This window comes from Kitasatospora sp. NE20-6 (assembly GCF_045862635.1).
In genome coordinates this window covers 1-14,624 of record NZ_BPRL01000032.1, presented here as the reverse complement: position 1 = coordinate 14,624, position 14,624 = coordinate 1, and the positions used below count along the sequence as shown (strand labels likewise).

15 protein-coding genes and 1 pseudogene are annotated in these 14,624 nt (G+C 70.1%); 12 read left to right on the top strand and 4 right to left on the bottom strand.

Annotated features, from left to right (window positions below):
• Window positions 1-22 precede the first annotated feature (22 nt).
• Window positions 23-967, bottom strand: a complete 945-nt coding sequence (locus tag SNE206_RS21960) for a hypothetical protein (protein ID WP_407915176.1) — start codon at window positions 965-967, stop codon at window positions 23-25.
• Between the two features lie 929 nt (window positions 968-1,896).
• Here SNE206_RS21960 and SNE206_RS21955 point away from each other — a divergent pair.
• From SNE206_RS21955 to SNE206_RS21930, 6 genes are all read left to right on the top strand, one after another.
• Window positions 1,897-2,307, top strand: coding sequence for a spore-associated protein A (locus SNE206_RS21955; RefSeq protein WP_407915175.1), 411 nt, complete (start codon window positions 1,897-1,899; stop codon window positions 2,305-2,307).
• Between the two features lie 97 nt (window positions 2,308-2,404).
• Entirely contained in the window at window positions 2,405-2,848 is a 444-nt protein-coding gene (locus tag SNE206_RS21950) for a peptidase M23 (protein ID WP_407915174.1), read from the top strand.
• 241 nt (window positions 2,849-3,089) lie between these two features.
• The gene (locus SNE206_RS21945) at window positions 3,090-3,842 is read left to right on the top strand and encodes a hypothetical protein (protein ID WP_407915173.1); all 753 of its coding nucleotides are present in this window, start codon (window positions 3,090-3,092) and stop codon (window positions 3,840-3,842) included.
• 433 nt (window positions 3,843-4,275) lie between these two features.
• Window positions 4,276-4,440: a hypothetical protein gene (locus SNE206_RS21940; RefSeq protein WP_407915172.1), complete on the top strand. Its 165-nt coding sequence runs from the start codon at window positions 4,276-4,278 to the stop codon at window positions 4,438-4,440.
• 229 nt (window positions 4,441-4,669) lie between these two features.
• Entirely contained in the window at window positions 4,670-5,176 is a 507-nt protein-coding gene (locus SNE206_RS21935; RefSeq protein ID WP_407915171.1) for a hypothetical protein, read from the top strand.
• Window positions 5,177-5,453: 277 nt separating this feature from the next.
• A complete protein-coding gene (locus SNE206_RS21930; RefSeq protein WP_407915170.1) occupies window positions 5,454-6,728 on the top strand; it encodes a hypothetical protein in 1,275 nt (424 codons plus the stop codon).
• A 24-nt stretch (window positions 6,729-6,752) separates the two neighbouring features.
• Here SNE206_RS21930 and SNE206_RS21925 read toward each other — a convergent pair whose 3' ends face one another.
• Both SNE206_RS21925 and SNE206_RS21920 read right to left on the bottom strand, forming a co-directional pair.
• The gene (locus tag SNE206_RS21925; RefSeq protein ID WP_407915201.1) at window positions 6,753-8,006 is read right to left on the bottom strand and encodes an IS701 family transposase; all 1,254 of its coding nucleotides are present in this window, start codon (window positions 8,004-8,006) and stop codon (window positions 6,753-6,755) included.
• Window positions 8,007-8,175: 169 nt separating this feature from the next.
• Entirely contained in the window at window positions 8,176-8,526 is a 351-nt protein-coding gene (locus SNE206_RS21920) for a DoxX family protein (protein ID WP_053647573.1), read from the bottom strand.
• Between the two features lie 96 nt (window positions 8,527-8,622).
• Between SNE206_RS21920 and SNE206_RS21915 the strand changes: the two genes are divergently transcribed.
• The 3 genes from SNE206_RS21915 (at window position 8,623) to SNE206_RS21905 (ending at window position 12,467) form a co-directional block, all read left to right on the top strand.
• Window positions 8,623-9,054, top strand: coding sequence for a winged helix-turn-helix transcriptional regulator (locus SNE206_RS21915; RefSeq protein WP_407915169.1), 432 nt, complete (start codon window positions 8,623-8,625; stop codon window positions 9,052-9,054).
• 45 nt (window positions 9,055-9,099) lie between these two features.
• Window positions 9,100-9,390, top strand: a complete 291-nt coding sequence (locus tag SNE206_RS21910) for a hypothetical protein (RefSeq protein ID WP_407915168.1) — start codon at window positions 9,100-9,102, stop codon at window positions 9,388-9,390.
• A gap of 1,103 nt (window positions 9,391-10,493) precedes the next feature.
• Window positions 10,494-12,467 carry a BTAD domain-containing putative transcriptional regulator gene (locus tag SNE206_RS21905; RefSeq protein WP_407915167.1) on the top strand — a complete coding sequence of 658 codons (1,974 nt, stop codon included), beginning with the start codon at window positions 10,494-10,496 and terminating at the stop codon, window positions 12,465-12,467.
• Between the two features lie 68 nt (window positions 12,468-12,535).
• Here the strand turns inward: SNE206_RS21905 and SNE206_RS21900 are convergent, their stop codons facing one another.
• Window positions 12,536-12,685 carry a hypothetical protein gene (locus tag SNE206_RS21900; protein WP_407915166.1) on the bottom strand — a complete coding sequence of 50 codons (150 nt, stop codon included), beginning with the start codon at window positions 12,683-12,685 and terminating at the stop codon, window positions 12,536-12,538.
• Between the two features lie 455 nt (window positions 12,686-13,140).
• On the opposite strand from SNE206_RS21900, the gene SNE206_RS21895 reads away from it, so the two are divergent.
• The 3 genes and pseudogenes from SNE206_RS21895 to SNE206_RS21885 form a co-directional block, all read left to right on the top strand.
• On the top strand, window positions 13,141-13,287 hold the full coding sequence (locus tag SNE206_RS21895; protein ID WP_407915165.1) for a hypothetical protein: 147 nt from the start codon (window positions 13,141-13,143) through the stop codon (window positions 13,285-13,287).
• Window positions 13,288-13,568: 281 nt separating this feature from the next.
• Window positions 13,569-14,000, top strand: coding sequence for a hypothetical protein (locus tag SNE206_RS21890; RefSeq protein ID WP_407915164.1), 432 nt, complete (start codon window positions 13,569-13,571; stop codon window positions 13,998-14,000).
• Between the two features lie 337 nt (window positions 14,001-14,337).
• Window positions 14,338-14,624, top strand: a pseudogene (locus SNE206_RS21885) (hypothetical protein); the annotation flags it as partial.

Here is a 14,624-nt window from a genome sequence, read left to right as displayed (position 1 = left end):
TGAAAAGTGTCAGCCCACTACTTCACTGATCGCGCAGCACGGCGTCGGCCTTGGCGAGTTGCCCGGTCTTCGCCGCGAGCGCCGCCGTGAAATCGGCTTGTTGCCGTGCGATCAATTCCTTCTGCAGGGAAGTCTCGACCGCGAACCAGGTGTCGATCAGATCCACTTGCTGCTTGCAGGTCACGTCAGCCGTCGCCACCTGGAGCTCCAGCGGCGTGGGCGAGTCCCCCAGGAAGCGGCGGTCGCCGATCGCATCCATCGGATTGGGGTAGGAGTAGCCCTTGTTCTTCATGCATCCGGACCACGCCTCGAATGCCTGCGTGACCTGCGGCACCGACATACTGGCCTTGAAGGTCTGGAAGTTGGCCTGCTGAGCCACGCTGCTCGGGCCCAGTTCCCCCGAACCCGCCAGGCCCCGCTTCGCCTCCTCGTAACAGCCGCCGGGTGGTACCGGTACGCCGTTGACCTCGAGCTTCGTGTCGTCCGCACCGGTCTTCCCCGGGAGGCGTCCGGTGAGCACCTGCTGCTGTTCGGCGGAGAACTGCGTCGGGTGGACCGGGTGGGTGCGCGGGTCGCTGTCGCCGAGGTGGTAGCCGTTGGCCGCCACCTCAGCCTGGTCCGTCACGCCGTACCGGCGGTCCATGAACGTGCGCGGTCCGGTCGGCGGGCCGGCGGGGCTGATGGCGTAGTCGAGACCGAACCGCTGCAGGCACGCCTTGCGCAGCACGGCTCCCGCCCTGGCCAGCTTCTCCGACTCCGCCTCGGAGAAGAGATACGTCTCGACAGGAAGATGCGGATCAGCACTCGCCGGGAGCGTGGACGGAGACTGCGTGGTCGGCACCGCCTCGGTGGCTGGATCCCCGGATGACGAACAACCCGCCAGGGCAAGGCATATGAGCCCGGCCAGGCCGGCCAGCCGTACTCTCGCACGGCTGCCGGCCAATCGCTGCTGCACGGCGGAACTCATACGCCGACAGCCTCGATCGCGGTCACCGTTGCACTCGTGGCCAGGTGCTTGCACATCTTCCGCATCTCGTCCTGCGTCCTCTTCCGGTCCGTTGGCAGTGGGCCGCCGGGTGGGCCCTCGTCCTGGGACGCCATCGTGGTGCGCGGAGGTATCGCGGTGGTCTCATCCCCGTGATACCCGATGGCGCCGGCCGGGAGCCTCGGCGCCCGGGCCGGTCGTGCCGGGCGAGCCGGTTCAGCGCGTTGTACCTGCCGACCTGGACTTTCGTCCGGTCAGCGGGGCTCCGACGTCACTGTCGGGACGACAGGATCCGAACCTGCGCGGGACATTCCGAAGTCGCGCACCTCGTCCCAAGTCGGTCGGCAACCTCACGCGGTGTCGACGGTCAGTCAGTTCACCGCCCTGAACGCCATGTGATGGGCCAAGGGAACGGCGGTGCCGCGACCGTTGCGGACATGGGGACGGTGGCCGCGCGTCGAGATTCCCATGACGCCGGAGGTCGCCCGCCTCCCGATTGCCGGGCCGCCGTTCGTACTGGTCAGGGCTGTCCGCCGCAGACATCCCCGACCACGGGACGTTCAGCGCTCGACCGGGGGTCGAGTCGGGCGTGCGATGGAAGGTGGGCGGGGAGGGCGCACGATGCCGGTTCCGTGGTGGACCGGGACGGCTGAAGGCGGAGTCCGTCGGGCTGCTCTCCGGCCGGGCCGGCTACCGGGGTTCAGCATCTTCTCGGACCGGCGGCCCGGAAAGATCCGGCCGGGTTCGTGGTGGGAGAGCGGTCCGGGCCCGGGGGCGGCCGGATCTCCGGTGCGTGTACGCGATACCCCCGTGATACCTGCACGCGATCATGGTCAACTAGCGTCGCCGCAGGTCGCGCCACCGCCCGAGCCCGGGCGCCGCACGGACGCGGCCCGTGCGAGGGAGTTCTCATGCGCCAGCTCGTCCACCGTGCCACCACCGCCGTCGCGGTCGCGGCCGCCGCCGTGGCCGGAGTGGTCCTCGTGCCCGGCTCGGCCGAGGCCGCCATCTACAACGGCGTCTGCGGGAGCGGCTACACCGTCATCGACTCCCTGGAGGTCGGCGACTACGGGACCGTCTACCTCACCTACAGCCGGTCCACCGGCAAGAACTGCGTCGTGAACGTGCGCGACAACCCGGGCGCCCGGCTGTACATGAACGCACTGGTCCGGGTGGCCGGTTCGCCGGACTGGATCGGCAACTACGGCGATTTCACCACCTACGCGGGCCCGGTGTACGTCTCCGCGGCCGGCACCTGCATCGACTGGGGCGGCGAGATCGAGACCGTGTACGTCTACCGCCAGAACGTCCACTGCGGCTGACCGCCGCTGGGTGCGCTTGGGCCACCCAAAAATGATCAAGAACATGGGAGATTCAATGCTTGTTGCCCGTAAGGCACTTGTCACTGCGTCAATAGCGATGTCAGCCGTTGTCGGCACCCTTGCCACAGCTTCTCCGGCGAGCGCAGGAATCTCGACCGGCTCGTACAACGTCGGCGACTGTGACGCCCAGTGCGTGGTCCTCTACTACAACACCGGCTACGGCGGCTCGCACACGACCATTCACTCCACCACCCCCAACGGCGGCGAGGGCGTCTACGACCTGTCGGGGTACACCTTCCAGAGCAGCGGTGCCGGGCAGGGGCAGAGCCTGAAGAACAACGCAGCCTCGGCGAAGGCCCGGATCTGGGGTATCGACTCCAGCGTGACGGTCTACTTCAACAGCGGCTACGCCGGCCCCTGCGACAAGTTCCACAAGACCGAGTACCCGGTCGCCTGGCAGCTCTCGAACACGTACAACGAGAACGCATCGGTGTACTTCCGGAACTCTCCGGTCAACCAGGGCTGCGTCAACTTCGGTTGATCGGAGTCGTGAATCCGTGGCGGCCGCGTACCCACGCGGCCGCCACATTCCTTGTGGAGAGAAGTGGATGACTGTGGGGAGACGAGGCTTGCCGACCGCGGCATCACGCGCTCTTGTGTTTGTCGCGGCCGCGCTCATGGCGACGGCCGCCTGTTCGGCAGCCGAGGACCGAACCGGCGGTGAGCCCGGCGGTCGGAGCGTGGACTTTCACCCCTCGGCCGTGCCCCCGGGCAGCGTTTCCATGCCTATCGAGAGGTTCGCTCTCACTGCCGAGGAGTCCAGCGCGGTCGACCGGGCCAAGGTCCTCCTGGCCAACGAGTGCCTGGGAGGCTTCGGTCTGGACTACCGGATACCGGAGCACCCGCCGCTGGTCACCGAATCCTCCAGGCGCTACGGGATATCGGACCGCGAGGTCGCCCGCGACCTCGGATACCACCTCCCGCCACCGGCCGGCGGGGCAGGCGCCACCACGCAGCCCACCGAGGCGCAGGAAGCGATCCTGTTCGGAGCGACTCGTGCGGGAGTGCCGCAGTCGACGAGCCCCGACGGCCGCCCGATTCCACCCGGCGGCTGCTACGGGGATGCCGAGGCCCGGCTGGACGGCGGCCCGCGCCCTGAGTCCGACATCGCCGCCGCGGCGGCCATCGACAAGGAGAGCTTCAAGCGGTCCCTGGCGGACCCGGCGGTCGTATCCTCCTTCCACGCGTGGTCGACCTGCATGGAACACCACGGCTACCGGTACCAGGACCCCATGGCCTCCGTAGGGGATCGGGCGTTCGACACCGCGGAGCCGACGGAGCGCGAGAAGGCCGTGGCTCTGGCGGACATGGACTGCAAGACCGATACAGGTCTGCTGAAGACCTGGAGTGCGGTCGAGGCGGAGACCCAGACGCGCATGATCGAGGAGAACTCCCCGGCCCTGAACAGGCTGAGCTCCTTCCAGAAGCGCAAGATCGGCCTTGCCCGCGAGGTGATCGCACGCCTCGGCAGCTGACAGCACCCCGACACGGCGAAAGCCTGTGTGCGGCCTCCGGAGCGTGAGGATCCCCACCCACGTCCCCGCTGGCGCGGCCAGGAGGATCGTCGACAGCAACCGGCAGACCGTCGGTCGATCTTCCCGTCAGCGCACTTGCGACGGCGGGGGCCGGGGTCCCGGGACAGGCAGCAACGGGCCGCGGCCCGGACTTCCACCCGCCCCTCCAGGAGCGCCGACTCCCGGCCGTCCCGCGGGACGAAGCCCATCGCCCCTGTCGGGTTCGCCACCGGGCCCTTGGTGGTGTGACAGCGGCGTTATCCGGCTGATACGCGCCCTTCCTAGGTTGGTCCCGAACCGGACCGGTCCCACCGATTCCGGACCGTAGCTCCTCGGCGGGACCACGCGGGACCACGTGCACCTCCGCTCCCCTGCTCGAATTGAAGGATGTCTCTTGCGAATCAGCCGGCTGCGCGCGTCGCGGCTGCGCAAGGCCGCAGTGCGAACCGCCCTGGTCTGCACGGCGGCCGTCACCGCGCCGGCCACGTCCGGTACCGACGCGACGGCTCTGCCCGGCGGCATCACGGCCGCCAGGCTCACCCGCTCCCAGCCCGGCTGACACACGGGCGCATCCGCAAGCGCGGGCTACAGCGAGAGGCCGACGTCCCTGTCCGACGGCAACTTCGTCTTCCACGACACCGACGGCCGCCCCACCTGGGCCGACGGCACCTGCAACCAGAGCGTGGGCAACCGGGACCACTGCACCACCTGATCGACCCGCAGCACCGCGACACCCACAGCCTCCGCCGCCCCACGCCATTGTGCGGCGGCCTTTCGGAAGGACCCTCGTGACATCCAGCAAGCCCGGTCGCTCCACGGCCCACAGGCGCATCCTGCGCACCGCCCTCGTAGGCACGGCGATCGCCTGCGCGCTCGGTCTGACCGCCACCAACGCGTCGGCCGCCGGCTTCGTCGCGAACTTCACCCTCGCCCAGTCCGACTGGACCGCCGGGCACAGCGCGTCGGCGGACAACGGCATGTCGCAGTTGATCCTCCAGTCCAACGGCAACCTGGTGCTCTACAAGTTCACCGGAGCCGATGCCTACCCGGTCTGGGCATCGGGGACCAACGGCCACGGCGTCGTGCGGGTCGACTGGTCGCGGTCCGGATACGTCAAGCTCCTCAACTCCTCCGGTGGCATCGTCTGCACCATGGGCGCGCTCAACCCGGCGCCCGGCGGCCACGCCGAGCTCCGGAACGACGGCAACCTCGTCTTCCTCAACAGCAGCGGCAACGCCACCTGGGACACCGGCACCTCCCACGGGACCGGCAACCTCAACTACTGCTACACCTGATCGGCCCTACCCGCCGGACACCTCCGCGACACACACAGGGCGCTGCCCCGGGATGCCTCTGCTCCCGGGGCAGCGCCCTGTGCGTCCCCGGTCAAGGACATCCGCCCCCCTGTGCAACAATCTGACGATCAGCCATCTGGTGCGCGTTCCATATTGCCGCAGGTCAGCAGTGGGGCCGGGGGTTCGTGGCAGCGAGACCGGCTACGGCTGACGGCAACAGAGCTGAAGGGGAATCCGGGGATGTCGGTACCAATCGTGGGCGGCGAAGGGGAGTCCGTTGCCCCGTAGGCCACGACCGCTCGACCCCGACGACGGCCCACTGCAGGCGTTCGCCCACGAGCTGAGGTGTCTGCGGCAGGCCGCCGGGAACCCGACCTACCGGGCACTCGCAGCTACCGCAGGCTTCAGTGCCACGACGCTGAGCGACGCCGCCGGCGGCGTGCGCAGGCCCACACTGGACGTGACGCTGGCGTATGTCGGCGCCTGCAGCGGCGATGTCGAGCTCTGGGAGAAGCACTGGTACGCACTCGACCGCCGGCTCGCCGGCAGCACCGGAGCCGACGCGCGGGTCCGGCCGTCGGGTGTGCAGGCCGCACTGACCGTCTCGGAGGTGATCGAGCCGACGCAGGCGGACGCCGGGACCCGAGCCCCGATGGTGGACGCGTTCCGGAAACAGGGCTTCGAGCCCGAGCCGGTCGACACCGAGGAGCCGGGAGCACCGCATCCGCGCCCGTGGTACTCACGGGCGTGGCTGCCCGTCATGGCCGTCGCCCTGGTGCTGGTGCTGGTGCTGGTGCTGACCGACCTGCTCGTGGGTCTCGAGCGCGGGTCCGGCGACACACACACGGGCTCCGGATCCGGCTGTCCGGCCGGCCCGGCCGGCGGGACCGCCTTCCAGGGCACGACCTACAGCGGGAGCACCCGGGTCCGCAGCAGCGCCACCCGCAGCGCACCGGTGATCGACCAGATCCCGCCCGGGTGCAGGGTCCAGTTCGTCGGCTTCTGCATCGGTGACGCCGAGACGGACGAGACGGCCGGGACTCCCGATGTGCGCTGGTTCAAACTGGGCAGCGGCGGGATGGTCTCGTCGGCGGTGGTGCACGGCAATCCGCCGTGGGGGTTGAGGCCGGACCGCTGCCCGGGTGAGTTCCCGGCTCCATCGTCGATCTCCCTGGCGGTCGCGCCACGGCCCTCCGACCCCGAGGCCGTGGAACTGCGCGCCAGCGGTTCCTACCTCGGCATCGTGGGGTTCGCCGGGTACTTCTCCGACAGCGGCCAAACCGTGCCCGTGCCGCGCTGGCACCAGCTCGGCCTGATCGGCGTCGGCGTCGGCGTCGACGGATTCGTGTTCCCCTGGCGGATCGCGAAGCCAACGGCCGATCAGGGCCCGATCCAGCTGGTCGCCGTCGCCTGCCTGGGTGGGGACGGCCCCACCGATGTGCTGGACGCACTGACCCTTCCCCCTGCGGCTCCCACCCGGACGCGGCCGCTGTCGCTGGGCGAGGACGACCGGAGCACGGCCGCACGGACCGCCTGCCGCTACCCCGTCTAGCACTCCGGCTGTAGACCGTGATCTTCATGGTTGTTGGGTGGCTTGTCGCTGGTAGTGGCTGGTGCGCGAGCGTGCTTGGTGCTGGCGGCGCCATGCGGACCGGTGCAGGCGGTGGGCGAGGTCGCGGGCCGGTGCGAGCAGGGCTGCGAACAGTCTTTGGATCTCGTTGCAGGTCAGCGGGCTGAGCTCGGGGGTCGTGGTGGTCGTGGCCCGTTCGATGGCGGCTGTGACGGCGAGGAAAGCGTGCGCGAGCATGGCCAGGGTGGTCCAGCGGTGCCAGGAGACCCAGCGGCGGACCTGGTGCTCGTCCGGTCCGGCCAGGCTCTTCGCGGCTTGGAAGGTCTCCTCGACTGTCCAGCGGCGGCCGGCCACCTTGACCAGTGCGGTCAGGGGGACGGGGCGGGGTGAGTAGCAGCGGTAGCAGGCGAGTTCGCCGGTGCGTCGGTTGCATCGCACGAGCAGCCACCGATGCCCCGAGGTGCCGCTCGGGCTGGTGATCTCGACCTGGGCCCAGTCGTAGAAGCGGTGGCCCTTGGCTCCGGCTCCCGCCGACAGCCGCTGCCAGGCTTTCTTCGGCAAGCCGGGGGCCAGCACGCCAGCCGGGAAGATGCCCGCGTGGGTGGGGACGGGCCGTTTGCGCGAGATGGCCAGGCCGTAGCCGATCTGACGCTGTTCCAGGTCGGCGCTCAGGTGCGGGTCGCCGCCGTAGACCTCATCACCGGTGACCCACCTGGCCCGGACTCCGGCGTCCAGGGCCTGGGCCTGGGCCTGGGCGATCATCTCGGTGGCCAGGGCGGGCTTGGTCGCGAACCTCAGGTCGTCGGGGATGCCGACCGAGCGGCACCGCTGCGGGTCCTGGGTCCAGGACCGTGGGATGTAGAGGCGGCGGTCGATGGCGGCGTGCCCGGCCGCACTCGCGTGGACGAGGTAGACGGCGACCTGGGAGTTCTCGATCCGGCCCGCGGTTCCGGTGTACCGGCGCTGGACCCCGACGCTCGCGGTGCCCTTCTTCAGGTCCCCGGTCTCGTCGACGACCAGTACGGCGTCCTCGTCGCCGAGGTGCTCGACTACGAAGTCCCGTATGTCGTCACGCACTCGGTCGGCATCCCAGCAGGCCCGGCTGAGCAGGTGCTGCATGCCGGCCGGGCTGGCGTTACCGGCGTGCTCGGCGGTCGTCCAGCAGTTCTTCCTCGGCAGGTCCGCGAGCAGCCCCAGCACGAACGCCCTTGCTCGGCGGCGGGGTTCCACCCGGGCGAACCGGCCCGCCACCTTGCGCATCAGGCCCTCGAACACCGATTGCCACCGAGCAGGATCTACGCTGTGGCCCACGGCCACCGGCTGATCTTCGTTTGTCGACACGACTCACGATGATCAACGGTGGCCGTCCTCATCGGAGACCAACCTCACTCAGCACGATCAAGGCCAGCGTCAGACCGGCTGTCCGCAGTCAGAGGGTGGCAGCACGCAGCACGATCAGGGCGACGGAGGCCACAGTGAGGACCACCGCCGGAGACGCGCCCTTGCGGTCGCCGACGCGCAGGTGGAAGGCGACCGCCCCAGCGAAATAGAGCGTCAGGCCGATCGCGGCGGCGATTCCGACGGGTCCCCACCAGAGTCCGGCGATCACACCGGCCGCGCCCGCGATCTGAGCGCCGATCAGGAAAGCCATCATGCTCTGCGGCACTCCGAGGGTGGACATCTGCTCGGTGATGTGCCGCGTCCGCAGAGACTTGGCCCCGGCCGATACCAGGAGAAGCGCCGACATGAACACGGTGACGACGGCAAGGGAGACGAACATGGCTGAAACCTCAATCGTGCGAGATGCGAGTAACGGGGCGTGCGCACCTCGACGACGATAGGCGGCCACCAGGTACCTCCAGGTAACCTTCGGGGCATGAGCCTGCGACCCGGAATTGTCTTCCTCGCCGACTGTCCCGCTCTCCTGGCCATGGAGATCATCGCCAGCAAGTGGTCCATGGTCACGCTCTTCGCGCTGACCGACGGCCCGTTGCGCCACGGCGAGCTGGTCGAGCTGAGCGGTGGCATTTCGCGCAAGGTACTGACCCAGACGTTGCGCCGGCTCCAGGCCAACGGGCTCGTCGAGCGGCACGCGTACGCCGAGGCGCCGCCGCGCGTGGAGTACGGCCTGACCGATCTCGGGCGAACCCTGGAGGAGCCCATCAGGATGCTCACCGCATGGGCGCGGGAGAACGGCGAGGCGGTCGTCACCTTCCGGGAAGCAGCCGAGGCGGCCAGGACCATCGAGGCGGATCAGGGGACCCCGGTGAAGACCCCTCATGTTGATGAGAACCCGAGCCGTTTCTGATCAATAGAAGAGGCTGGACCTGTAGACCCTGCCGTCGCCGGAGACTTGGCCATCCTCGTGATCGGGGCCCTCCTGCAAGAGGCCGACGACGACCGTCACCTCAGGGTCAAGCCCCTGGTCCTGAAGGAGCTCCCGCAACCGAACCCGGAGGGCGCTCGTACCAGTCCGCAGATACTCGGTGTACTGGAGACGATGCTCGAAGCCATGAGCTCAGCCTTCCAGTCCGCCCGGCGCAGCGGCACGGACGAGGCCACCCACGATCGACGACGGGCGGCGGCAACGACAGGTCGCTCCGCAACAGTGATCAAGAACTACAGCTGGAGTACCAGGGCCTGATCCGGCCCGCCGGGTGCGACAGAAAAGTTACCGCGCACGCGAAGAATGTCCGACGCGGCGCGGCTTGGTTGCCGGACGGCACCGCCGGCCGCGCCGGGGCCACGTCCTGTCCCTCCCTCACAAGGAAAGCAGTGAGCCGCCGTCACCTTGACCGCCTGGTGGGGTGGATGGTCGGCTCCGCGGTCGCAACCGTCGCGTTCGTTCTGCCGAACCTCGCCAATGTTTCCGCCCCTCCGCCGCCACGGGCGCGGCCGCCGCTTCGCTTGCTGCCGCCACCATCGACAAGACGGCCGGCACCTGCGCCAACACGCCGACTCACAACAGCCTCGGCGGCTCGCAGTTCGAAACCAGCTGCTCCGGTGAGGGTTCGGGCGGTCCCGAGTACTGGTGCGCCGTCTTCGTGCAGTGGGTCCGGCGGAACTCCGGTTTCCACACCGGCGGGTCGGACGCCGGTGCTGCCGGCCTTCACACCTACGGCCGGAACAACGGCACCCTGCACACCTCCGCCTCCTACCGGCCCGCAGCCGTCAGATCCTGCCGGGCGACGCGGTCGTCCACCTGCTGAGCAACGGCTCCTCCACTCAGAACTGCGTCACCACCGTGGCCACCGACCCGGGTGGCAAGGTGGCAATGGACGCGACACCGGCCGCGCAGGGCGGATCTCGGCCGGCAATCCGGACAACTTCACGTACGACGCCGGCTCGGTCACCCTCAGCGCGGCGAACACCTGCGTGCACCAGGGCGGCTTCTGCACGGGCACCTCGTGGACAAGCGGCTGGAGCCACTGCGGCCGACTTCCGATCGTCCCTGCGCACGGTGGTTGTCCGGCTGGCCCGACGGTGCGCTCGGCGTTGTCAGGGCGCTGTCAGGACGTTGTCAGGACGTTGTACGGACTTTGTCAGGACAGCGGAACACCGTGCGCTTGTACGGAATTGATTGTCCATCGCCAACTCAGCTGTCCTGACAACCAGTCGTCGCACAAGATCATGTCCGTCAGCACGGTGCACCCGGCAAACCCGCGTGCACCGTTCGGAACACCGACGACGCAGGAGAACAGACGAGTGGAATTCGGGATCCTGGGGCCCCTTGTGGTCCGTGACGGAGTGCAGACCCGCACCGTCCCCGGCGGCAGGCAGCGGGCGCTGCTCGCAGCGCTCCTGATCCGGCACGGGCAACCGACGTCGGCGCAGTTCCTGACGGAGGCCATCTGGGACGAGCACGCGCCCAGGAGCGCCTCCACCGCCCTGCGCAACTACGTGATGCGGCTGCGCAAGACGCTCGGCGCGGCAGGCGAGCGGATCGAGACCACCGCCGGCGGCTACCAGATCAACGTCGACGCGCAGGAGTTCGACCTCCAGAGCTTCACCGTCCTGCGCGACGAGGGCATCGCCGCGCTGCGCCGACAGGACTTCGAGCGCGCCGCCGCCCGGCTGGACACTGCCCTCCAGCTGTGGCGCGGACCCGCGCTGGCCGACATCCCCTCGGACACGCTGCTCCGCAAGGAGGCCGGGTGGCTGGCCGAAGCCCGCCTGGACGCCGTGGAGGCGAGGCTGGAGGCACAGCTGCGGCTGGGCGGCGACGTCCGGGCGCTCGCCGCCGAGCTACAGGCGCTCACCACCGAGCACCCGGAGCGGGAACTGCTCTGGGCCCAGCTCATGACGGTGCTGTACCGCAGCGGTCGGCAGAGCGAGGCGCTGGCCGTCTACCAGCGGGTGCGGCAGACATTGATCGAGGGGATCGGCGTCGAGCCCGGCAGTGAACTGCGCGAGGTTCACCAGCGTGTCCTGCGCGGTGACCCTGCCCTTGACGGGCCGACACGGCCCCGCCCCGAGCCGATCAGCATCAACTCCGCGAGCGCCGGCGCGGCAGCAGACGCCGGAGCCGACACGGAGGCCGGAGCGGGCACGGGGGCCGGAGCCGACACAGGGGCCGGAGCGGGCGCAGGCGCGGCCGGGCACCCGGCACCCGACCGGACCGCGCGCGGTCGACCGGCGTTCGCCGTGACGCCATGTCAGCTGCCTGCGGCGCTACCCGACTTCACCGGCCGTGCAGGGGAGACGTCCCTGCTCACCGGCCGACTGACCGCCGTGGACCGCACGGCACCGTTCACCGCCGTGATCTCGGGCCAGCCCGGCGTCGGCAAGAGCGCGCTGGCCGGCCAGGTCGCGCACGCCACCCGGGCCGCGTTCCCGGACGGCACGCTGCACGCCGAGCTCCGTGGGACGGGCGACAGCCAGGCCCTTCCCGCCGCCGTGCTCCGGACCTTCCTGATCGCGCTCGGCGTTCCCGCCGACCTGGTGCCGGTCGGGCTGGAGGACCGGATCTCGCTCTACCGCTCCCTACTGACCGGCCGTCGGGTCCTGGTGGTGCTGGACGATGCCCGCGACAGCGCCCAGGTCCGCCCGCTGCTACCCGGCGACCCCGGCTGCGCGGCGCTGGTCACCAGCCGCTACCGACTCGCCGACCTGGCCGGGGCACTGCCGCTCGAACTGGACGTGCTGTCGGCGGCGGAGGCCGAGCTGCTCCTGCGGCAGCTGGTCGGAACCGCACGGTTGGCAGCCGATCCGCAGGCGGCCGCCCAGGTGATCGCCGCCTGCGGACGACTTCCGCTGGCGCTGCGGATCTGCGCGGCCCGGCTGGGCGCGCGCCCCGGCTGGAGCATGCGGCACCTCGCGGACCGGCTGGCCGACCAGCTGATGCTGTTGAACGAACTGCGGGTGTGCAGCCTGGACATCAGGGCCAGTGTCGAGCCCAGCTACCGGGCACTCGAGCCCGCCGCGGCCCGGGCCTTCCGGCTGCTCGCCACGGCCACGAACGGCCCCCTCTCGACCGTGCAGGCCGCCCAGGCACTGCACCTTCCGCTGCCCGCTGCAGAGCACTTGCTCGAACAGCTCGTCGACGCACACCTGCTGCTCACCGACGCGCCCGGCCGATACCGCTACCCGGCCCTGTTGCGGGCTTTCGCTCGCGAGCAGGGCGGCCTGCGGCCCGGGATGGTGCCGGCGCAGCAGGACAGGCGCGCCGCCGCCGAACGGCCGGTCACGCTCGCCGACTCCGGGTACGCGCTGGGCCACTGAGGTCTGACGCGGCGTCCGGCCACCGCGTGGCCCGGCCCGGCGGCGGCCGGACGCTGCGTCAGGTCGGCTCAGCAATGGAACACCGGGCGGCGGTGGTCGGCCCTCGTACCGTCGGTGTCGTAGGTGATGCCGGTCACCATGGCGCAGCGCCCTGCGCCGCACACGGCGACCGGACCGGCGCAGGAGCTGTAGTAGATGTCGGAGCGGCCCGGATCCATCGGGCACTCGATGGCCGTGCACCGGCCGGGCCGCCGCTCTTTGGGCCGTCCTGGCGTCAGGCGATCAGCGCGACCTGGGTCAGGGCCGGCGTGCCGGAGAGGCTGCCGGTCTTGACGTTTACGGCACAGTTCCGTCCCGTGGAATTGTGCCGTTCATCCAGGAGGGGGGGGCAGATCGGATTGCCGGCCGCCACGCGAGCATGACGACTCCGCGTACCACCGCCGTCCCGGACCGGTATCGCGCCGCTCGGCCCGAGAAGCGAGCTGCAAATTCGCTTGTACACGGAGTTCACGGCCTGGCGGCACCTGCGACGTGGTCATATCCCGAGTCAGAGGCCGAGTTACTGACCAATGACGGGCGTGATACGCGCAGCATGGAGGATTCCCTTGGATTCGCGACCAGCCGGCCGCCACACCGCCCCCACTCATCGAGGACCTTGGGCATGCACGCCCGTATGCGCACGAAACTCATCCGCACTCTCACTTCGCTCCTCGCGGTGGCCGCCGCGGCGCCGGGGACACCCGTCCTCGCCGCCGCTCCCGCGGCCGCCGCTACGATGTTCGGCGGCGAAATCGCCGTCAAGACCGACGTCCGCTGCTGACCGTCCGGCCCACGGCGACCGCCGCGGGCCGGCCCCGGAACAGCTGTCGCCGACTGCCCGGCGGATCCTCCGAAGCCGGTCATGTCCATCGAGCAGTACCGGTCACCCGGCTTCGCCGGGCAGCGGCAAGCGTGCCTGCGCCGGCACCGCCCTCCTCAGCGCCCCGTCCGGTACCGGGGGCTCGGCAGTGCGGTCTGTCCGCGGAAGAACTCACTCCAACGCCCCGGCTGCGGCCGGGGGTACCTCCTCCATTCCCTTTTCCTGAAAGAAGGATGTCCACCATGCGTGTCTTCGCCAAGATCGCTGCCGTCGCGGCCCTTGCCGTGCCGATGCTCATTGCCGTTCCCGGGATCGCCAGCGCCACCACCCCCGGCGGCTGCTCCAGCGTCACGCAGATCGGCAGCACCGCCTACCTCAACGTCGGCGGGCAGACGATGGCGTCGGTGAAGCAGTACAAGGGCTGCGGGAAGAACTACTCCTACCTGTACGTGTGGGAGGGCTACCGCTCCTCCCACAGCAGTTGGGACGTGTGCACGGCCATCGTCACCACCGGCGGACACGTCCAGGACCCCCAGTGCGACCACAACTCCGTGGAGATCTGGTCCTCCGGCGCCGCCACCCTGTCGGAGTGCACCCAGGCGCTGGGTTGGAACGGGACCGGCCCCATTCCCTACTCCGGCGAAATCGCCGTCAAGACCGACGTCCGCTGCTGACCGTCCGGCCCACGGCGACCGCCGTGGGCCGGCCCCGGAACGGCTGTCGCCGACTGCCCGGCGGATCCTCCGAAGCCGGTCATGTCCATCGAGCAGTACCGGTCCCCGAACCGGCACCGGAACGGGTACCGGCCACCCGGCTTCCCCGGGCAGCGGCACGCGCACATGCGCCGGCGCCGCCCTCCTCCGCAGCAACCACGTCAGCGGCAGCAGCACCCACCAGCGGCGCCGCTGAGCACTGCCCGGGAGCCCTCCCATCGGAGCCCTCACCCGCCCGGTGCCCGACACCGGGACGAGGTCAGGGCCGATCCTCCATCACACCAGAAGGAATCACCGCATGGCATCCACCAGCAAGACCCGGAACACCTCCACCCGACTGCTCACGGCCGTCGCCGTCCTGAGCGGCCTGGTGCTGGGCGCCGCACAGGCCCACGCCACGACCCCGTCGTCCCCCACCGAGGCGCCGGCGGCCACCGCTGCCGCGCTGCCCGTGGTGAACATGGAAGCCACCGTCCTGGCCGCGCAGATCGATCCCCGGCGCGCCGACAGCACACAGACCCCGGGCGCCCACGACTCGGTCCTGGCCGTCGAGCAGGCCCTGCAGGCCCGCGGCCTCCTCGACGC